Raw genomic sequence first — 19,341 nt, forward strand, 5'->3', positions numbered from 1 at the left:
TTCGTCAGTAGTATCAAGAAAAAGGATGCCGCTTCCATCAGGGCTAGACCATTCTACTATAATTGTAATTGTGTAGTTGGGTTGTAAAATCCCAACCAAAAATAAAAAAAACGTATCGATAGCTTTGTCAATACAACAAAGACTTATAAAAAGATACTAGTTCAATTCGCTTAAAAAATAAGAAAACTCGAAATATATCCGTCACATCTTGTTTTGAATTCAGGTTTTAGTTTCCCGATCACCAAATAAAAATCAAGTATTACTTAGACTTTATTCGAATCAAAAAGCCAGCCACAAAAAAAGCCAAACCCACCAAAATCAAAAAATAATACAAACTGATGAACTGCCCCCGAATAAGATTAGCTACAACAAAGCACAACACACTAATCAGATAAAAGTATAGCGGTGGCATGTTTTTGATAGAAGAAAAATTCATAGTAACAATTTATTTGAAAAAACTATCTACAAACTCCAATTTGTTAAAAACTTGAAGATCCTCAATACCTTCACCTACTCCTATATATTTTACTGGAATTTGAAACTGATCAGAAATTCCGATAACAACACCACCTTTTGCAGTACCATCAAGTTTAGTAACTGCTAAACAACTCACTTCTGTTGCAGCAGTAAATTGTTTTGCTTGTTCAAAAGCATTTTGTCCAGTAGATCCATCAAGAACTAATAAAACATCATGTGGTGCATCGGCAACCACTTTTTGCATTACACGCTTCACCTTAGACAATTCATTCATCAAATTGATTTTATTGTGTAAACGTCCTGCTGTATCAATAATAACAATATCTGCTTTTTGAGCCACCGCTGATTGCAAAGTATCAAAAGCCACCGATGCTGGATCACTTCCCATTTCTTGTCTCACAATTGGAACGCCAACACGATCTGCCCAAATTTGCAATTGATCTATCGCAGCGGCACGAAACGTATCTGCAGCACCCAAAACTACATTATATCCTTGCTTTTTGAATTGATATGCTAATTTACCAATTGTTGTCGTTTTCCCTACTCCATTTACACCAACCACCATAATAACATAAGGTTTAACATCAACGGGAATTATAAACTCTGATGATTCGCCCGTATTGGTTTCAGAAAGTAAGCCAGCTATTTCTTCTCTCAATATTTGATTCAACTCAGAAATACCTAAATATTTATCTGACGCAACTCGCTTTTCAATTCTAGTAATGATTTTCAACGTAGTACTTACTCCTACATCAGAGGCAACAAGAATTTCTTCTAGATTATCTAGAACTTCATCATCTACTTTAGACTTTCCTGCAACAGCCTTAGTAAGTTTTGAAAAGAAATTTGTTTTTGACTTTTCTAAACCTTTATCTAGTATCTCTTTTTTCTCTGATGAAAATATCTTTTTAAAAAAACTCATTGTAAGTAGGGTATAAAATGAACTATAAGTCTTAAAAAACACTTGGTTTTTTTTCGGGGTAAATATAGAAAATAAAAAAGCTACTTCCGAATGAAAGTAGCTTTTCTATATATTATCTCTGTAAATTATTTCTTTTTCAAGAACTCATCAACAGCTTCAGGAGTCATAATAGATTCTACGAATGTATATGCACCTGTTTTTGGAGATTTCACCATTTTGATGGCTTTTGATAATCTCTTAGAAGATGTTTGTAACGATGCTACGGTTTTCTTTGCCATGATTCAAATGTTATTTAAATTTTAATTAGGTTTGAAACGTAAACATTTTAACCTTATAAAATTTGTAATTATTACTTAATTTCTTTGTGAACAGTTACACGTTTCAAGATTGGATTAAATTTCTTAATCTCTAATCTATCTGGTGTGTTTTTTTTGTTCTTAGTAGTGATGTATCTTGAAGTACCTGCAACACCAGTTGTTTTGTGTTCTGTACATTCTAAAATTACTTGGATTCTATTACCTTTCTTTGCCATCTTGCTATATATTTATTGTGGAACGGATTATTTAATAAATCCTTCTGACTGTGCTTTTTTCAAAACAGCAGCAATTCCATTTTTATTAATTGTTTTTATCGTAGATGCAGCTACTCTTAGAGTAATCCATCTATCTTCTTCTGGAAGATAAAAACGCTTTTTAACTAAGTTCACAGAAAATTTTCTCTTAGTTTTGTTCATAGCGTGAGAAACGTTATTTCCTACCATCGCTCTTTTACCTGTAAGGTCACAAACTCTTGACATTATACTTATCTTTTATCGTTAATCAAAATCAGGGTGCAAAGAAAAGAAAAATAAACCTATTAACCAACAATAATTTTATACAATTTTCAAAATTTCTTTATACACTAGCTCTAAACTTTTTATTACAGCCCTATCTATCACTTTTTCACGGGGTTGGCCAAAATTAAATTCCTCAACAATTATTTCACTTGGCGTAGCTATTGCTATAAAAACAGTTCCAATTTCAACATCTGAATCTCCTTTTAAGGGTCCAGCGTTTCCAGTTGTAGCAATTGCATAATCTGTTTTCATGATGGATTTTACACTTGAAGCCATAGCAGAGACTACTTCTTTACTTACCACCGAATGGTTTTCTATATCTTGTTTTGAAACTCCCAAAACATCAATTTTGGCTTGCGTATCATAAGTAACCACGCCACCTTTAAAGTATTTAGATGCTCCCGCTGCTGCCGTTAGCACTTGTGCAATCTTACCTCCGGTACAACTCTCGGCAGTTGCAATTGTTTTATTATGCTTTGTAAGTAGAGATCCCAGAACAACTTCCAGCGTTTCATCATCATCAAAACCTACAATAATATCTTTTATAATTTCACTTACCGTGCTTACATTTTCTTGAATAGCTGCTTCTAGAATTTCTTTATCTGTACCGCGCGCTGTCAACCTCAAACGCACTCTTCCTGGTGCCGGCAAGTAAGCTAATTTTATATAGGCAGGCAATGCATTTTCCCATTCCTCTATTCGCTCCGCTACTACACTTTCACCTTGTCCGTATGTCAAAATAGTTTTGTGGATAATGTAAGGACGCTTATACTCTTGTACAATCTTTGGAATTATCCCATGTTCAACCAAATATTTCATTTCATAAGGAACTCCTGGAAGTGAAATGTAAACTGTATTTTCTTTTTTAATCCACATCCCGGGTGCCGTACCTACTTCATTATGCAACACAATACATTTTGATGGAACTAGAGCTTGATCTTTGTTTACTTGTGAAGCTGGCCTATTCATAACCCGTTCAATAAGCGCTACAACATGCTTTTCAACATCTTGATTAACTATTAATTCATCTTCAAAGTAATCACAAAAAGTTTTCTTTGTAATATCATCTTTTGTAGGCCCTAACCCTCCCGTAAGCAAGACAAAATCAACAGTATTTTGCAATCTTGACAAGGTTTGTAAAATATGGTTTTTATCATCACTTATAGATAACATTTCTATTGTTTCGATTCCAATTCTATCTAGAGCCTTAGCTATAAATCCCGAATTAGTATCTGTAATTTGACCAATTAATATTTCGTCACCTATTGTAACTATGGTTGCTTTCATTAGTAAATTTTAATTATATAATTATCGTATTGGATTTTAAGAACCAGTACCATTTTATCATTACATTGTTTCGGAATAAAAATACAACTTTACAGATATTGTTTATAAAAAAAGCGACCCGAAAAGGTCACTTCTTTTTATAATAATATTTAAACATCAAAATCTTTTTTGATTTCTTTCACCGCATCATTGACTTGGTTTTTAACACTTTTAAAAGTCTCTTTTATATCCTTCTTTTTCCCTTCGGCTTTTGTCCAAGCTTCAATTTGTAAAATTTCTTCAAAAGCAACATTCATTCCCATTAAATCCAGAGTTGGCTTTATCTTGTGTGCATATGCATAAGCATGCTTGTGATCTTTCTTTTTGATACCTTCTTTAATTTGCAATAAATCTTCTGGAACTTCGGTAACAAACAAAGTCAATATTTCATTGACAAATTCTGGGTCATTATCTGAAAGTGCGTACACTTTTGATAGATTGTAATGTATAGCCATTATTTTACTTGTATTCTAAATAGTTGTTGTCCTTCTAAAAATCCCTCTAAAACGTCATCTTGATTTACAGCTGCTACTCCTTCTGGAGTTCCTGTAAAAATTACGTCGCCAATTTTAAGTGTAAAAAACTGCGAAACGTAAGACACCAATTCATCAATCTTCCAAAGCATCAAGCTTGAATCTCCTTTTTGAACTGATTTTCCATTTTTAAGAAGTTCAAATGTAATATTTTCTAATGAAGAAAATTGACTTTTAGGTAAAAAATCCCCTAAAACAGCAGAACCATCAAATGCCTTTGCTTTTTCCCATGGCAATCCTTTTGACTTTAATTTCTCCTGTAAATCACGTGCTGTAAAATCAATCCCAACACTTATTTCATCATAATATTTATGAGCAAACTTAGGTTCAATGTATTTACCAACCTTACTAATTTTAACAATCAACTCGATTTCATGATGCACATCATTTGAAAATTCAGGAATAACAAAAGGATGTTGTTTTAATAAAATAGCCGAATCTGGTTTTAAAAAAACAACAGGCTCCGATGGCTTTTCATTATGCAACTCTGCGATATGATTGGTATAATTTCTACCGATACAGATTATTTTCATTTCTTAATTAAAAAATTTAATGATTGAAAGATTCAAAAATTAGCTTAATTTATTGTTCAGTTTTCGAAGTTTAATCGCCGTTAAAACTTTCTTGGTATACAAAGGGAAATCAGCATTTTGAATCCAACTAAAATAGCCTGGCTCTGTTTCTAACACCTTTTCTACTTTGACACCTTTATGTTTTCCAAAGGTAAAAATCTCTTCATTGTCTTTATCAAATGCAATCATCCCAGCAAAATCTGCAATTTTCTTCCGAGTTGTAAATTCAGACAATGATTTCATATCATTTTCAAGTTCTGGATAACGGTCTAATTGCGCTTTTAAAATCTCATAAGTAGCCATGGTATCTGCTTCAGCTGAATGGGCATTTTCAAGATTTTTACCACAGTAAAACTTTAATGCAGCACTTAGAGTACGCTCTTCCATTTTATGAAAAACAGTTTGCACATCAACTGAAACTCTATTTTTCATATCAAAATCTACTCCTGCACGAAGTAATTCTTCGGCTAATAAAGGAATATCAAAACGGTCAGAATTGAAGCCAGCCAAATCGCTGTCTTTAATCATGTTGTACACTTGTGATGCCAGTTCATTAAAAGTAGGCTCATTAGCCACTTTTTCATCAGTAATTCCATGAACCGCTGTAGTTTGTGCCGGAATAGGAATAGTAGGATTTACGAGCCACGTTTTACTTTCCTTGTTCCCGTTGGGAAAGACTTTGAATATTGATATTTCTACAATTCGGTCTTTTCCAATATCAATTCCAGTAGTTTCAAGATCGAAAAAGCAAATTGGTTTATTAAGTTTTAGTTCCATTTTTTGTTTTTGAATGTGACAAATATAAAAATTTGGAGTTAATTCCAAAGCTAAACAAAGACTAATAAAAGCAGAATAAAAAATAAAACCCCTGATAGACTTTTATATCAATCAGGGGTTTCAATTATGATTTAAGTAATTTAAACAGCTCTATCAGCATCAAAAGCCTCTAAATATTCAGCTACACGTTTTACAAAACTACCTCCTAATGCACCATCAACTACTCTATGATCATAGCTGTGTGATAAAAACATTTTTTGACGAATACCTATAAAGTCACCTTCAGGAGTTTCAATAACAGCGGGTACTTTACGAATAGCTCCAAGGGCAAGAATACCTACTTGTGGCTGGTTTATAATTGGTGTACCAAAAACACTTCCAAAAGTCCCTACATTAGTAACTGTATAGGTACCACCTTGAGTATCATCTGGTTTTAATTTACCCATTTTTGCACGGTTCCCTAAATCGTTTACCGCTTTTGCCATTCCTACTAAATTTAACTGATCAGCATTTTTAATGACCGGAACAATCAAGTTACCATTTGGTAAGGCAGCAGCCATTCCTAAGTTTATATTCTTTTTCTTGATGATGTAATCTCCATCAACAGAAATATTCATACCTGGAAAATCTTTTAAAGCTTTGGCCACAGCCTCCATAAATATAGGAGTATAAGTAAGCTTTTCACCTTCGCGTTTTTCAAATACGTTTTTATTTTTCTCTCTCCATTTTACAATATTCGTAACATCCACCTCTATAAAAGATTGTACATGCGCTGATGTTTGAACTGAAGCTACCATATAACCCGAAATCAACTTTCGCATACGGTCCATTTCAATAACTTCATCACCACCGTTTACAGAAACTGGCACCGCTTTTTGAGCTATAGACACCGCAGCAGGAATAACTTTCTCTACAACTGGAGCCGGTGTAGCAACTACTTGCTGGTTGCCTCTATTTTTCACATAATCTAGAATGTCATTTTTAGTAACTCTACCTTCTTTTCCAGTACCTGTAATAGATTCAAGCTCAACGAGAGAAACACCTTCTTCTTTTGCAATATTTTTAACAAGCGGCGATAAGAATTTTTCTGAATTAGAAAAATCTACTGGCGCAGCAATGGTATTTTTCACAGCCTCAACTTCTTTTTCAATTGAAGTAGCTGCCACAGGTGTAGCAACTGCTGCTTCAGTACTTCCACCATCAGTACCTTCTGTTTCAATGATTGCAATGGTTTGACCTACTTGTACTAAATCATCTTTTCCAAAAAGTTGTTCTACAAGAACTCCTGAAACCTCACTTGGTACCTCACTATCTACTTTATCAGTAGCAATCTCTAGTACCGCTTCATCAGCTTCAATCTTGTCTCCAACTTCTTTTAACCAGTTGGTAATAGTTGCTTCTGCAACGCTTTCTCCCATTTTTGGAAGTTTTAATTCATATCTTGCCATATTATTAACCTAAAAGGTGATATTGATTTTCAGTTTGCGAAATTACTAAATATTTCAAATATAAATTACATTAAATATAATTTTTTACGTCATTTTAACTACCTCACCACGTGATGTACTATTATTACTTCCTATTAAAAAATCGGTAGCTTTTGGCTTAATTTTAAAAGTTATTCGTTGGTTAAATCCCTCTTTCTTTGAAGATTCCTGAATAGCGATACAATCCTTAAAAGATATAAATTCATTGTCAAGAATAATTTCAACATTAGTTTCCTCTTTCACTATTGACGAAAGTAGCATTTTTTCTGTTTTCCAATGGTGAAATTTTACTTTTTTTTGCAACGAGCGTTCCATTTTTTGAAGTAAACTTTGATCATTGGAAAACAAAATATATTTCGGAGAAATTATCTTTTTTGTTTTCTGGAATAATGAATTGCCTTGAATAGTCTTGTATATTGTAAATAGAGAAACCCCTATTTTCATAAAAAAAGCAAACAAAAGTTCGTTAATTTTAAACTTAGATTTCGAAGCGCTGAAGTGTTTTTTGTAAAAAAAGTGCATCGCCTCTGAAAATCGCCTCATATACAAGCCATCTTTATGAGTACTTTCTCCTTTATAATGAATAACAGTAGTTACACCAAAGTAATAATTATTATACCCCCCTTTTAGCGCCATGTAAGACAAATCAATATCATCAGAATACATAAAACAAGCTTCGTCAAATCCACCTAATTCTAGGTACAACTTTCGTTTTAAAAGCATAAAAGCACCCACTAAAACATCCACTTTCCCGGTTTCATCAACCTGTAAATGATTTGCATAATACTTGCCTAAGATTTTAGATTTAGGAAAAAGTTTATAGAGACCCGCAATCTTTGTAAAAGCCACAAAAGGAGTGGGAACTCCGCGCTTACTCTCTGGAAGAAAACCACCAGAACCATCAATTAGCTTGCAACCTACAATACCTAATTTGTCTTGCGTTTTAGCAAAATTTAATATTTTACAAAAAGTATCTTCGGCCACAACCGTGTCTGGATTTAGAATACAGACATACTCTCCTGAAGCATGATCGACTCCTATATTATTTCCTTTTGGAAAACCTACATTTGTGTTGTTTTGAATTAATTTTACTGATGGAAATCGTTGCAATACCATTGTGCAACTATCATCGACAGAATTATTATCAACCACAATTATCTCGGCATCAATACCTTCAATTGCTTTTTGAACACTGATTAAACAAAGCTCTAGAAAGTACCGAACATTGTAATTAAGAATAATAACAGATAGTAACATGTGACAAATGTACAGAGAAAAACAAATAATAGAAACTTGAATATTATTTATCAATATTGCTAGTATAAAATTTGACGACAAAAAACATATTTTGTGTAACAAAAACCATTAACTCTCCACTAACGTAATTATGAGTGAAAAACTAGAACAGACTTTTGTGCAACTTTTGCAAGAAAACCAGAATATAATCCACAAGATTTGTAGATTGTATACTAATGGTGAAGATGCGCATAAAGATTTGTTCCAAGAAATTACGATTCAGTTATGGAAAGCTTTCCCTAAATTTAGAGGAGACAGCAAATTTTCTACTTGGGCTTATCGCGTGGCCTTAAACACAGCAATCACTTTATATCGAAAAACAAAACGTTCCATAAGTACTGTGGAGTTTGAAGGCAGACAACATTTTCTTAATGATGTAGAATATGATTATGAAGAGGAAGAACAATTAAAATTAATGTACAAAGCGGTTTATCAATTAAATGATATTGAAAAAGCATTGATCTTCATGTATCTTGAAGACAAAGACTACCAAGAAATATCTGAAACATTGGGAATTAGCGAAGTTAACGCAAGAGTAAAAATGAATAGAATAAAAGGTAAATTAAAAAAAATATTAAATCCATTAGAAGCATGAAAGAACTGGATTTACTCAAAAAAGACTGGCAAAAAGAAGGAAATACTTTTGAACAAGTCTCTACAAACGACATTTATGTGATGATTCATAAAAAATCATCTTCATTAGTGAAGTGGATACTAATTGTAAGTATCTTAGAATTTTTTATTTTAAATGGGATATCAATTTTTATAAGCAGCAAAGAATATGATGCTTTTGTAATTGCACACCCCATAATAAAAACTCTAGAAATCATTAATTACGTTGTGATTTTTGGTTTTATAATCCTGTTCTACAAAAATTACAAATCCATTTCAACTTTAAATTCGGCCAAAGATTTAATTAAAAAGATATTAAAAACAAGAAAAGTAGTTACGTACTACATTTTTTGGAATATCATTTTTGGTGGACTAACAGGTACTTACGTTGGCTTGCAAGGTTTCAATGAAGGCATGAAAGACGCAAACACAAATGCGGACGTTTTAGACACCTCAAATATTATGGTGGTACTTGTTTTTGGATTATTTTTAATGGGCTTTATTTGGTGCTTTTATAAGTTAGTTTACGGCACTTTCTTATCCAGATTAAGCAAAAATTACAGCGAATTAAAAAAAATTGACTTGTAAAAAATCAAATTACTATCTAAAATTATCACATTTAAAATAAAACAGAAACAACACAAGCAAATTTTACTTGCTTCAACTTCAACCAAACAATTATTTATAAAACAATACATACACAACTATTGTTTGTATTTTTGTAATGGACTATATTTGCATTCTTAAAATAACAAACAATGATCAAGATTACTTTACCCGATGGGTCAGTTAGAGAGTTTGCTCCAGGAGCAACTCCAATGGATGTTGCAAAAAGCATCAGTGAAGGATTTGCTAGAAACGTAATTTCAGCCTCTTTTAATGGTACTACAATTGAAACAACAACCCCACTAACCACGGATGGTAGCCTTACATTATTTACTTGGAATGACGCCGATGGTAAAAAAGCATTTTGGCATTCTACTTCACACGTAATGGCGCAAGTTCTTGAGGAAATGTATCCTGGAATTAAATTAACGCTAGGACCCGCAATCTCAAATGGATTTTACTATGATGTAGATTTTGAGGATCATAAAATCACAGATGCTGATTTCAAAAAAATTGAAGACCGTGTTCTTGAAATTTCAAGAGGAAAACACGAATTTAAATTGCGTCCCGTTTCTAAGGCAGATGCTTTAGAATTATACAAAGACAACGTTTACAAAACAGAGTTGATTACTAATCTTGAAGATGGTACAATTACGTTTTGTGATCACGATACCTTTACTGATTTGTGCCGTGGTGGTCATATTCCTAACACAGGAATAATCAAGGCAATGAAAGTAATGAGCGTTGCTGGTGCATACTGGCGTGGAGACGAGAAAAACAAACAATTGACTCGCGTTTACGGAACATCGTTCCCAAAACAAAAAGAACTGACAGAATATTTAGAATTATTAGAAGAAGCAAAACGTCGTGACCACAGAAAACTTGGAAAAGAACTTGAGTTATTTGCCTTTTCACAGAAAGTGGGTGCTGGATTGCCATTGTGGCTACCTAAAGGCGCGGCTTTGAGAGATCGATTGGAGCAGTTTTTGAAAAAAGCCCAGAAAAAAGCAGGTTACGAGCAAGTTGTGACTCCGCATATTGGTCAAAAAGAATTGTATGTAACGTCAGGTCATTATGCAAAATATGGAGCTGATAGTTTTCAACCAATTAACACACCAGCTGAAGGCGAAGAGTTTTTATTGAAACCGATGAACTGTCCGCATCACTGCGAAATATACAATGTTCGTCCATGGTCATACAAAGACTTACCAAAACGTTATGCTGAATTTGGAACTGTATATCGTTACGAACAAAGTGGAGAATTACATGGTTTAACTCGCGTAAGAGGTTTTACTCAAGATGATGCACACATTTTTTGTACGCCAGAGCAATTAGACGAAGAATTCAAAAAAGTAATTGACTTAGTCCTTTATGTATTTGGTTCATTAGGATTTGAAAACTTTACAGCTCAAATTTCGTTAAGAGATAAGGAAAATAGAGATAAATACATTGGTACCGATGAAAATTGGGAAAAAGCAGAAAATGCAATCATCAATGCCGCTGCAGATAAAGGTTTAAATACTGTAGTAGAATATGGTGAAGCTGCTTTTTACGGTCCAAAGTTAGATTTCATGGTTAAGGATGCCCTTGGAAGACAATGGCAATTAGGAACTATACAAGTAGACTACAACTTACCAGAACGTTTTGATTTAACCTATAAAGGATCTGATAATGAATTACACCGTCCGGTAATGATTCACAGAGCACCTTTTGGTTCTATGGAGCGTTTCATTGCCATATTGCTAGAACACACAGCAGGAAATTTCCCGCTTTGGCTTATGCCAGAACAGGCTATAATATTGTCATTGAGCGAGAAATATGAAATATATGCGAAAAAAGTTTTAGATTTGCTAGAAAATCACGAAATTCGCGCCCTAATTGACAATAGAAACGAAACTATTGGAAAGAAAATTAGAGATGCCGAAATGCAAAAAACACCGTTTATGTTGATTGTAGGTGAGGAAGAAGAGAAAAACGGGACCATTTCTATACGCCGTCACGGCCAAGAAGGAAAAGGAAATGTAACTGTTACAATAGAAGAATTTGCAGCTATTGTAAACGAAGAAATTAGCAAAACATTGAAAGTATTTACAGTTTAACTTAAATTATAAAGTCATAGCAATAAGAAGCAACAGAGGTTACCAACCTCGCGTAGAAAAAAAAGATGCCCACAGGATAAATAACCTTATTCGTGGTGTACAAGAAGTAAGGCTTGTAGGTGAAAACATCGAACCAGGTGTTTTTAAACTTGCAGAAGCCCTAAGGTTAGCAGATCAGTTTGAATTGGATTTAGTTGAAATTTCTCCAAACGCTGAACCACCGGTTTGTAAAATCATGGATTACAAGAAATTTGTTTACGAACAAAAGAAACGTGATAAGGTTTTAAAAGCGAAATCTACACAAGTTGTTGTGAAAGAAATTCGTTTTGGTCCTCAAACTGATGAGCATGATTATGAATTTAAAAGAAAAAACGCAGAAAAATTCTTAAAAGAAGGCGCAAAGCTGAAAGCATTTGTATTCTTTAAAGGGCGTTCAATTATTTACAAAGATCAAGGTCAGATTTTATTATTGAGATTAGCAACAGATCTGGAAGAATTTGGAAAAGTAGAGGCTATGCCTGTTCTTGAAGGAAAAAGAATGATCATGTTTATTGCTCCTAAGAAGAAAAAATAAGTCTTAAAGTCAAAAGTCTTAAAGTCAAAAGTATTTAACTTTCGACTTTAAGACTTTAAAGACTTTACTACTATATAATATAAGTAAGTAAGAATAAATTAAAACACTAGGAAAAAATGCCTAAAATGAAAACCAAATCTAGCGCCAAGAAACGTTTTAAAGTTACTGGTTCTGGAAAGATTAAAAGAAAGCATGCTTTTAAAAGTCACATCTTGACTAAAAAATCTAAAAAACGTAAATTAGCTTTGACACATTCAGCGTTAGTTCACAAAACAGATATGAAAAGCATCAAACAACAATTAAGAATTATCTAATAAGTCCAAAGGTAGAAAGTCTTAAAGTCTAAAGTACACACTTTCGACATTCGACTTTTGACATTTGACTAAAGATTTCTTTAGGTTAAAACAATTTAAAATAACCTTGGAGTATGGCTTTTAAGTTCCTTTGATTCAATTCAGGACGCCTGCTACAAAAAAAAACAATAAAATTATGCCAAGATCGGTAAATTCAGTTGCTAAAAGAGCAAGAAGAAAAAAAATAATGAAGCAAGCCAAAGGTTTCTTTGGTAGACGTAAAAACGTTTGGACAGTTGCTAAGAATGCGGTAGAGAAAGCAATGTGCTACGCTTACCGTGATAGAAAAGTGAACAAAAGAAATTTCCGTTCTTTATGGATTCAACGTATCAACGCTGGAGCTAGATTAGAAGGAATGTCTTATTCACAATTCATGGGTAAAGTTAAAGCTAACGGAATCGAATTGAACCGTAAAGTTCTTGCAGATTTAGCTATGAACCACCCAGAAGCTTTCAAAGCAGTACTTAATAAAGTAAAATAAACGTTTTATAAACTCAATTTAGATTACTTACTTATAAAAAAAACCTCAATCAATCGATTGAGGTTTTTTTGTGTCTTGTGATACTTTTATTCTTTAATGAGGATTATTGTAGCTTTAAAACCAGTTCCTAAATTCCATTGACTTGCTGATATCAATGCCCCTTTATCATCATAGACTTTAAATTCTGCAGTGTTTGGCCCAGAGCTTCCTTGATTTAATGCTACAAAATCAATTTTATTAAAACCTTTTTCTAAAACTATTTCAAAGCCTTTAAAATTACTATCTAAATTCACTTGGTTTTGAATGACTTTATCATTTAGAAAAACTCGTATTAAATCGCCATCAACATAAGCCGCATCACGATACATAATCTTTGCCGAGACAGAGCCTGTGGTGTAGTTCCCTAAGTTTTGATTTCTTCGATATACAATCCCTTCTGGATTATCTTCTTTCTTATTCAATTTATCTCTGTAGACATCTCCCGGGTTTATAAACTCGCTTGTTGGTATCATCGAAATAGGCTTTAATGGCTTCGTTTCGGGAATACTTGTAAGATTTGGGTTTGTTACGGGTGGTTTAACATTCGGCTTAGGCGAATTGATAGGAGGAATATCAATTTTAGGAGGAATTGTTTTCTTTATCTTCGGGGCGTTATTTTTAGGCGGAATTGCTTTGAACTTGGAATTAAATTCACTCTGAGCAAAACCACTGTAAAATGAACCAATTAGTATCATTGTAAATAAAATCCTTTTCATAATTTGTGGTGCAATCATTATAAGTTCTATTAAGTTTTAAAAATAGGAAACCATACTTTTAAATTCAAAAACCAAGCCAATTTTTAACTTTCATTTATAACTCTAGATAGATCCAAATAGTATTTTGCCACACTTTTAATTTTAATCTATTGAAGAAAATCATGCCTAGAACTATTATTACAATTGTTTTAAAATATTTTTCAAAATATCAAGACCAAAGTGCTATGAAAATGAATTACACGAGGCACGTCAAATGTTTTTTTCGTGAATTGAAACGAATGATCGCAAAAAAAATGTTACAAGAAATCATAATATGGCTTTAAATAATACTTTTGTAAGCTGTAACTCTTAAACAGATGGATTTTTCTAAATATCAACAAAAAATAGCATCCCTAATATTGTGGTCCCTCATTTGTATCCTTATTGGGATATTCTCGGGATCTGCCTCTGCATTACTATTGTTTAGTCTTGATTGGGTTACACAACTATTCACGCTTTATAAAACATTGTTTTGGTTGCTTCCTTTGGGCGGACTCGTTATAGGATTATTATACCACTACCTAGGCAACGAAAGCAACAAAGGAAACAACCTACTATTGATTGCTTATGAAAACCCTGAAACAAGAGTTCCTTTACGAATGGGATTTTTAGTTTTTTTGGGCACATTAATAACTCATCTTTTGGGAGGATCTGCAGGTAGAGAAGGTACTGCAGTTCAAATGGGAGGAGCAATAGCATATCAATTAAATAAAATAAAAAAAATATCAAATACGGAATCTCAAATATTAATACTTTTAGGAATTAGTGCGGGATTTGCATCGGTTTTTGGGACACCTCTAGCAGGCGCAATTTTTGCATTAGAAATTGTTTGTTTTAAAAGAATAACACTAAAAAGCATCTTATCTGTATTTTTAGTAGCCTTTATAGCGGATTACACGGTAGACCTTTGGGAAATAAAACACAGCACTTACTATATTTTTGAAATCCCAAATATCACATTTAAAACACTTTTATGGGTTTTAGTTGCTGGACTTCTTTTTGGCTTGACCGCAATGCTTTACTCCAAAACTGCTCATTACTGGAATCGATTGTTTAGCGTTACTTTTCCATTTGCTCCTTGGAGACCGCTTGTGGGAGGCTCGTTTCTTGTTATACTTTTTTATTGTTTTGATATGACACGCTATACAGGACTAGGACTAACCGTAATTGCAGAATCCTTTACAACTCCTAGTTTGCCAACAGATTTTTTATTAAAAATAATTATAACAGGAATTACATTAGGAAGTGGTTTTAAGGGTGGAGAAGTTACTCCGTTATTTTTCATAGGAGCAACTCTGGGTAGCGCTTTATCTCTAGTAGTTCCCTTACCCGTAAGCTTACTGGCAGGGATGGGATTTGTTGCCTTATTATCTGGTGCTACGCATACACCTATAGCTTGCACCTTAATGGGGATAGAACTTTTTGGGATTGAGGCTGGTTTATTTTTATGTATTGCTTGTAGTATGGCCTATTTTTGTTCAGGTTCTACGGGGATTTACACATCTCAATTAAAAATAGGACTAAAATATACGTTGTATGCTTTTTGCTTGAAAAAAATACGGTTATTAAGAGGTATATAATTTGGTAATTTGTAGAAATGATTTCAACATTAGATTAAAAAAATGTAATTTCGCAATCTATGAAAATACAAGACATTCAAGCCGTACAAGAGTTGTTATCAACGCCTAAAAAAATTGCAATAATCCCGCACCGAGGTCCAGATGGCGATGCGATGGGTTCTACATTAGGACTTTATCATTTTTTACTAAAAAACCACCACTACCCTACCGTAATTTCCCCTAATGAGTTTCCTGATTTTCTAGCTTGGATGCCAGGAGCTGACAAAATTAAAATTTACGAAAAGGATAGAGAAAACTGCACAGCACTATTACAAGAAGCTGAACTAATTTTCACATTAGATTTTAATGCTTTGCACAGAACTGGAGAAATGGAAAATGTGTTAGCACAGCTTCAATCTCCATTTATCATGATTGATCATCATCAAAATCCAGATGACTACGCTGCTGTTACCTACTCTGACACTGCATTTGGATCTACTTGTGAAATGCTTTATAATTTTATTACCGCATTAGGTAAAAAAGATGACATCGATTTCACAATAGGCACCTGCATTTATACGGGAATACTTACCGATTCTGGTTCGTTTAAATTTCCTAAAACCACTGGAACAACACATAGAATTGTTGCAGAACTTATTGATTTAGGCGTTCAAAATACAGAAATTCCGAGTTTACTATTTGACAATAGCTCTTATGGAAGACTCCAAATATTAGGTAGAGCGCTTCAAAACATGATTATTCATCCCGAACATAAAACAGCGTATACAACTCTAACACAAGATGAATTGAACTCGTTTAATTATGTAAAAGGAGACACTGAGGGAATTGTAAATTATGGTTTAAGCATACAAGGAATACATTTTGCAGCTATCTTTATAGAAAATAAAGAAGAAAAAATTATTAAAATTTCGTTTCGTTCACAAGGTGATTTTGATGTTAATCAATTTGCAAGAGAAAATTTTAACGGCGGTGGACATCGCAATGCAGCTGGAGGAAAATCAGAACTTACAATGGAAGAAACCCAAAAGAAATTTGAAGATTTACTAACAAAAATAAGCATCTAAACCCATGAAAAACAGCAACCTACTTGCAGTTGTATTCTTTTTATTTCTTGTACTTTCGGGGTGCAAACAGCATCAGGATGCTAGAAGACCTATCTCCCAATCGTCTGGGAGTTTTATGAAAAAATCGATTCTGCGCAATAAAAAATTGGTTGCAACAGAGGAAAGTCAAATACAAAACGTTATCAAAAACAATCCAAGTGTAGTATACTTGGCTTCTAATAAAGGGTATTGGTATTCTTATGAAGTAAGAAATACAATTGATAACCTCACTCCTAAAAAAGGAGACGTTGCTTTGTTTGACTATGAAATTAAAGATTTAAAAGGAACTTTGATTTACTCTCAAGAAGAACTAAAACCACAAGTATATTATGTTGATAAACAAAACATCATGATGGGATTGCGTGACGGAATCAAATTAATGCATCGTAATGAGAAAGTAAATTTTTTATTCCCCTCAAATATGGCTTACGGTTATCATGGAGACGATAAAAAAATAAATACAAACCAACCGATTATATGTACCGTTACATTGCGAGATTTTAAAACCGAAGTGGCGTATAAAAAAGAAGTTCTACAAACTATTGCACCTACAACTAACGTTATTGCAAAAAAAGCCTCGACACCTGTAACCAAAGAAAAAGATACTATAACTCCATAACAATTAATTTAGAAATGAAAAAAAAGATCGTAATTGCGCTCCTAGCGATAGCCTCATTGTATTCCTGTAAAAATGATCATTCCAATTTACCTGATGGATTGTATGCTCAAATCGAAACTAACAAAGGGGAGATTATTGTACAACTGGATTTTGACAAAGCGCCAATAACCGTTGCAAACTATGTTGCACTTGCCGAAGGAAAAAATGAGTTTGTAACGAATGAAAATTTAAAAAAGAAACCTTTTTTTGATGGTTTAAAATTTCATAGAGTCATTGCTGATTTTATGATACAAACCGGAGATCCACTAGGTACTGGCTCTGGAGATACAGGATATAAATTTAAGGATGAATTTAATGACTTACGATTTGATAAAGGTGGAGTTCTAGCTATGGCCAATAATGGACCTATGACCAATAGCAGCCAATTTTTTATCACACATCTTGCAACCCCTTGGTTAGATGGAAAGCATACCATTTTTGGTCATGTGGTAGAAAAAGGTATGGAAGTTGTCAATAAAATTCAACAAGATGATTACATCAAATCTGTAACTATCATTAGAAATGGTGAAGCAGCAAAGAAATTTAATGCCGTAAAAGTTTTTACCGACTATTTTGCAGTGGAATCTGAAAATCAAAAGAAAAAAGCCGCTATTGAAGCTGAAAATAAGCGCGTATATAATGAAAAATACAAAGTGGTAAGAGAGCAAAAAGTAGCAAGTTTTGCTGCCTTGAAAGCAAAAGCTACAACAACACCTTCCGGTTTACAATATGTAATCACTAAAAAAAGCGGAGGTAAAAAACCATCTAATGGCACTCCTGTTTTTATACATTATGCAGGATTTCTTGAAGATGGAGAGCTTTTTGACGCAAGTATAGAGAGTGTTTCAAAAGCATTTGGAAAATACGATGAAAACAGAGCGGCTCAAAATGGGTATCAACCTATTCCTTTTCAAGCAGGAAGAAAAGATGGCATGATTCCTGGTTTCATTGAAGGTATCGAACAATTATCTTTTGGAGACAAAGCCGTGATTTTTATTCCGTCCCGTTTGGGATATGGAGCCGCTGGAGCTGGTGGAGTAATACCTCCTAACGCTAATATTATTTTTGAAATTGAACTTTTAGAGAAAAATTAATTTACATAAAATTATAGAAAATGAAATTTAAATATCTGTTTTTACTACTTCTGGGATGTATTACTATCCAAGCTCAAACTGGAAAAAAAATAACACCAGCAAAAAAACCAACTACAACAGTAAAGGCAATTGTAAAAAAGCCAACTGAAACAGAAGGTATATTTGTGACTATTGCTACTAATAAAGGAAACATAGAATTAGAACTTGCGTACCAAAAAACACCCGTGACAGTAGCAAATTTTATTGCACTTGCCGAAGGAAAAAACACATTTGTAAAACCCGAAAACCTAAAAGGCAAACCTTTTTTTGATGGTTTAAAATTTCACCGTGTTATCAAAGACTTCATGATCCAAGGTGGCGATCCCTCTGGCAATGGATCAGGAGGTCCTGGATATGCTTTTAAAGATGAAATTACTGATTTAAAACACAATAAACCAGGTATCTTATCCATGGCAAATTCTGGACCTGCAACAAATGGAAGCCAATTTTTTATCACACACAAAGAAACCCCTTGGTTAGACGGTAAACATACTGTTTTTGGTCATGTAACTTCTGGAATGGAAATTGTAAACGCTATCGCGCAAGATGATGTGATTACAAAAGTAACCGTGGTTAGAAAAGGAGCATTGGCAAAGAAATTTGATGCCGTAAAAGTAATTTCAGACTATTTTAATTTTAAAACTGAAGACCAAAAAAAGATTGAGGCTGTTAAAGCAGCAAAGAAAACCTACCTATCTACAATAAAAGCTACAGCAACCACTACTCCATCGGGATTGGCTTACAAGATAGTTGAAAATGGAACAGGTGTAAAACCAGCTAATGGCGCTACATTCTATTTTAATTATGCTGGCTATTTTGAAGATGGTTCTTTATTTGATAGCAGTTATGAGAATGTGAATAAAGCCTATGGTAAATACGATGAAAGAAGAGCGGCTCAAAACGGTTACAAAGCGTTCCCATTTGTAGCAGGAAAAAAAGACGGCATGATTCCTGGCTTTATTGAAGGTCTTGAAAATATGGGTTTTGGGGATAAAGCAGTTGTTTTTATACCTTCAAATCTGGCTTATGGTGAACGTGGAGCTAATGGTGTGATACCGCCAAATACCATGCTTGTTTTTGAATTAGAAATGCTTGAAAAGGAACCCGTAAAATAAATTAAAAT

22 protein-coding genes are annotated in these 19,341 nt (G+C 33.5%); 11 read left to right on the forward strand and 11 right to left on the reverse strand.

The genetic code is table 11. From position 1 onward, the window contains the following. Positions 1 to 445: 445 nt before the first annotated feature. From ftsY to DNC80_RS00805, 10 genes are all read right to left on the reverse strand, one after another. A complete protein-coding gene (ftsY, locus tag DNC80_RS00760; RefSeq protein ID WP_182648404.1) occupies positions 446 to 1,399 on the reverse strand; it encodes a signal recognition particle-docking protein FtsY in 954 nt (317 codons plus the stop codon). Positions 1,400 to 1,524: 125 nt separating this feature from the next. Beyond that, entirely contained in the window at positions 1,525 to 1,677 is a 153-nt protein-coding gene (locus DNC80_RS00765) for a DUF4295 domain-containing protein (protein ID WP_082014152.1), read from the reverse strand. Between the two features lie 71 nt (positions 1,678 to 1,748). Continuing rightward, entirely contained in the window at positions 1,749 to 1,931 is a 183-nt protein-coding gene (gene rpmG, locus DNC80_RS00770; protein ID WP_007805817.1) for a 50S ribosomal protein L33, read from the reverse strand. A gap of 27 nt (positions 1,932 to 1,958) precedes the next feature. Further along, positions 1,959 to 2,195: a 50S ribosomal protein L28 gene (rpmB, locus tag DNC80_RS00775; RefSeq protein ID WP_024980263.1), complete on the reverse strand. Its 237-nt coding sequence runs from the start codon at positions 2,193 to 2,195 to the stop codon at positions 1,959 to 1,961. A gap of 75 nt (positions 2,196 to 2,270) precedes the next feature. Further along, on the reverse strand, positions 2,271 to 3,521 hold the full coding sequence (locus tag DNC80_RS00780) for a CinA family nicotinamide mononucleotide deamidase-related protein (protein ID WP_182648406.1): 1,251 nt from the start codon (positions 3,519 to 3,521) through the stop codon (positions 2,271 to 2,273). 149 nt (positions 3,522 to 3,670) lie between these two features. Further along, entirely contained in the window at positions 3,671 to 4,015 is a 345-nt protein-coding gene (locus DNC80_RS00785; protein WP_144892818.1) for an Hpt domain-containing protein, read from the reverse strand. Continuing rightward, entirely contained in the window at positions 4,015 to 4,626 is a 612-nt protein-coding gene (locus DNC80_RS00790; protein WP_144892819.1) for a fumarylacetoacetate hydrolase family protein, read from the reverse strand. Before DNC80_RS00790 ends, DNC80_RS00785 begins: the two co-directional genes overlap by 1 nt. A gap of 39 nt (positions 4,627 to 4,665) precedes the next feature. Further along, entirely contained in the window at positions 4,666 to 5,442 is a 777-nt protein-coding gene (locus DNC80_RS00795) for a 3'-5' exonuclease (protein WP_182648408.1), read from the reverse strand. Positions 5,443 to 5,582: 140 nt separating this feature from the next. Next, positions 5,583 to 6,890 carry a dihydrolipoamide acetyltransferase family protein gene (locus DNC80_RS00800; protein ID WP_182648410.1) on the reverse strand — a complete coding sequence of 436 codons (1,308 nt, stop codon included), beginning with the start codon at positions 6,888 to 6,890 and terminating at the stop codon, positions 5,583 to 5,585. Positions 6,891 to 6,974: 84 nt separating this feature from the next. After that, on the reverse strand, positions 6,975 to 8,186 hold the full coding sequence (locus DNC80_RS00805; protein ID WP_182648411.1) for a glycosyltransferase family 2 protein: 1,212 nt from the start codon (positions 8,184 to 8,186) through the stop codon (positions 6,975 to 6,977). Between the two features lie 130 nt (positions 8,187 to 8,316). Here DNC80_RS00805 and DNC80_RS00810 point away from each other — a divergent pair, with 130 nt between their 5' ends. The 6 genes from DNC80_RS00810 to rplT all read left to right on the forward strand — a co-directional run bounded on the left by DNC80_RS00810 (position 8,317) and on the right by rplT (position 12,950). Continuing rightward, entirely contained in the window at positions 8,317 to 8,820 is a 504-nt protein-coding gene (locus tag DNC80_RS00810) for an RNA polymerase sigma factor (protein WP_144892825.1), read from the forward strand. Then, the gene (locus DNC80_RS00815) at positions 8,817 to 9,425 is read left to right on the forward strand and encodes a hypothetical protein (RefSeq protein ID WP_182648413.1); all 609 of its coding nucleotides are present in this window, start codon (positions 8,817 to 8,819) and stop codon (positions 9,423 to 9,425) included. The genes DNC80_RS00810 and DNC80_RS00815 overlap by 4 nt, the downstream gene beginning before the upstream one ends. 170 nt (positions 9,426 to 9,595) lie before the next feature. Beyond that, on the forward strand, positions 9,596 to 11,542 hold the full coding sequence (gene thrS / locus DNC80_RS00820; RefSeq protein ID WP_144892829.1) for a threonine--tRNA ligase: 1,947 nt from the start codon (positions 9,596 to 9,598) through the stop codon (positions 11,540 to 11,542). A gap of 16 nt (positions 11,543 to 11,558) precedes the next feature. Continuing rightward, the gene (gene infC, locus DNC80_RS00825) at positions 11,559 to 12,116 is read left to right on the forward strand and encodes a translation initiation factor IF-3 (RefSeq protein ID WP_370514380.1); all 558 of its coding nucleotides are present in this window, start codon (positions 11,559 to 11,561) and stop codon (positions 12,114 to 12,116) included. A gap of 116 nt (positions 12,117 to 12,232) precedes the next feature. Beyond that, a complete protein-coding gene (gene rpmI / locus DNC80_RS00830; protein ID WP_022827375.1) occupies positions 12,233 to 12,430 on the forward strand; it encodes a 50S ribosomal protein L35 in 198 nt (65 codons plus the stop codon). 175 nt (positions 12,431 to 12,605) lie between these two features. Continuing rightward, a complete protein-coding gene (gene rplT, locus DNC80_RS00835; RefSeq protein WP_086453231.1) occupies positions 12,606 to 12,950 on the forward strand; it encodes a 50S ribosomal protein L20 in 345 nt (114 codons plus the stop codon). 86 nt (positions 12,951 to 13,036) lie between these two features. Here rplT and DNC80_RS00840 read toward each other — a convergent pair whose 3' ends face one another. Further along, entirely contained in the window at positions 13,037 to 13,705 is a 669-nt protein-coding gene (locus DNC80_RS00840) for a hypothetical protein (protein ID WP_144892831.1), read from the reverse strand. A gap of 356 nt (positions 13,706 to 14,061) precedes the next feature. On the opposite strand from DNC80_RS00840, the gene DNC80_RS00845 reads away from it, so the two are divergent. From DNC80_RS00845 to DNC80_RS00865, 5 genes are read left to right on the forward strand one after another with little or no spacing between them, the layout of a single operon-like run. After that, a complete protein-coding gene (locus DNC80_RS00845) occupies positions 14,062 to 15,324 on the forward strand; it encodes a chloride channel protein (protein WP_182648415.1) in 1,263 nt (420 codons plus the stop codon). Positions 15,325 to 15,383: 59 nt separating this feature from the next. Continuing rightward, the gene (locus DNC80_RS00850) at positions 15,384 to 16,388 is read left to right on the forward strand and encodes a bifunctional oligoribonuclease/PAP phosphatase NrnA (protein ID WP_144892835.1); all 1,005 of its coding nucleotides are present in this window, start codon (positions 15,384 to 15,386) and stop codon (positions 16,386 to 16,388) included. A 4-nt stretch (positions 16,389 to 16,392) separates the two neighbouring features. Next, positions 16,393 to 17,046, forward strand: a complete 654-nt coding sequence (gldI, locus tag DNC80_RS00855) for a gliding motility-associated peptidyl-prolyl isomerase GldI (RefSeq protein ID WP_182648417.1) — start codon at positions 16,393 to 16,395, stop codon at positions 17,044 to 17,046. Positions 17,047 to 17,060: 14 nt separating this feature from the next. Next, positions 17,061 to 18,179, forward strand: a complete 1,119-nt coding sequence (locus tag DNC80_RS00860) for a peptidylprolyl isomerase (RefSeq protein ID WP_182648419.1) — start codon at positions 17,061 to 17,063, stop codon at positions 18,177 to 18,179. Positions 18,180 to 18,199: 20 nt separating this feature from the next. Continuing rightward, the gene (locus tag DNC80_RS00865; protein ID WP_182648421.1) at positions 18,200 to 19,333 is read left to right on the forward strand and encodes a peptidylprolyl isomerase; all 1,134 of its coding nucleotides are present in this window, start codon (positions 18,200 to 18,202) and stop codon (positions 19,331 to 19,333) included. Positions 19,334 to 19,341: the final 8 nt, after the last annotated feature.

The sequence above is a fragment of the Flavobacterium sp. SOK18b genome (genome assembly GCF_014156605.1).
GTDB lineage: Bacteria > Bacteroidota > Bacteroidia > Flavobacteriales > Flavobacteriaceae > Flavobacterium > Flavobacterium tiangeerense.

Excerpts from the sequence above, each read along its gene's own strand:
- rpmI (WP_022827375.1), top strand. The coding sequence starts at position 12,233 with ATGCCTAAAATGAAAACCAAATCTAGCGCCAAGAAACGTTTTAAAGTT.
- DNC80_RS00795 (WP_182648408.1), bottom strand. The coding sequence starts at position 5,442 with ATGGAACTAAAACTTAATAAACCAATTTGCTTTTTCGATCTTGAAACT.
- thrS (WP_144892829.1), top strand. The coding sequence starts at position 9,596 with ATGATCAAGATTACTTTACCCGATGGGTCAGTTAGAGAGTTTGCTCCA.
- DNC80_RS00785 (WP_144892818.1), bottom strand. The coding sequence starts at position 4,015 with ATGGCTATACATTACAATCTATCAAAAGTGTACGCACTTTCAGATAAT.
- ftsY (WP_182648404.1), bottom strand. The coding sequence starts at position 1,399 with ATGAGTTTTTTTAAAAAGATATTTTCATCAGAGAAAAAAGAGATACTA.
- DNC80_RS00845 (WP_182648415.1), top strand. The coding sequence starts at position 14,062 with ATGGATTTTTCTAAATATCAACAAAAAATAGCATCCCTAATATTGTGG.
- DNC80_RS00800 (WP_182648410.1), bottom strand. The coding sequence starts at position 6,890 with ATGGCAAGATATGAATTAAAACTTCCAAAAATGGGAGAAAGCGTTGCA.
- DNC80_RS00780 (WP_182648406.1), bottom strand. The coding sequence starts at position 3,521 with ATGAAAGCAACCATAGTTACAATAGGTGACGAAATATTAATTGGTCAA.
- DNC80_RS00790 (WP_144892819.1), bottom strand. The coding sequence starts at position 4,626 with ATGAAAATAATCTGTATCGGTAGAAATTATACCAATCATATCGCAGAG.
- DNC80_RS00815 (WP_182648413.1), top strand. The coding sequence starts at position 8,817 with ATGAAAGAACTGGATTTACTCAAAAAAGACTGGCAAAAAGAAGGAAAT.
- DNC80_RS00850 (WP_144892835.1), top strand. The coding sequence starts at position 15,384 with ATGAAAATACAAGACATTCAAGCCGTACAAGAGTTGTTATCAACGCCT.
- rpmB (WP_024980263.1), bottom strand. The coding sequence starts at position 2,195 with ATGTCAAGAGTTTGTGACCTTACAGGTAAAAGAGCGATGGTAGGAAAT.
- DNC80_RS00840 (WP_144892831.1), bottom strand. The coding sequence starts at position 13,705 with ATGAAAAGGATTTTATTTACAATGATACTAATTGGTTCATTTTACAGT.
- DNC80_RS00810 (WP_144892825.1), top strand. The coding sequence starts at position 8,317 with ATGAGTGAAAAACTAGAACAGACTTTTGTGCAACTTTTGCAAGAAAAC.
- gldI (WP_182648417.1), top strand. The coding sequence starts at position 16,393 with ATGAAAAACAGCAACCTACTTGCAGTTGTATTCTTTTTATTTCTTGTA.
- DNC80_RS00865 (WP_182648421.1), top strand. The coding sequence starts at position 18,200 with ATGAAATTTAAATATCTGTTTTTACTACTTCTGGGATGTATTACTATC.
- DNC80_RS00765 (WP_082014152.1), bottom strand. The coding sequence starts at position 1,677 with ATGGCAAAGAAAACCGTAGCATCGTTACAAACATCTTCTAAGAGATTA.
- DNC80_RS00805 (WP_182648411.1), bottom strand. The coding sequence starts at position 8,186 with ATGTTACTATCTGTTATTATTCTTAATTACAATGTTCGGTACTTTCTA.
- DNC80_RS00860 (WP_182648419.1), top strand. The coding sequence starts at position 17,061 with ATGAAAAAAAAGATCGTAATTGCGCTCCTAGCGATAGCCTCATTGTAT.
- rplT (WP_086453231.1), top strand. The coding sequence starts at position 12,606 with ATGCCAAGATCGGTAAATTCAGTTGCTAAAAGAGCAAGAAGAAAAAAA.
- rpmG (WP_007805817.1), bottom strand. The coding sequence starts at position 1,931 with ATGGCAAAGAAAGGTAATAGAATCCAAGTAATTTTAGAATGTACAGAA.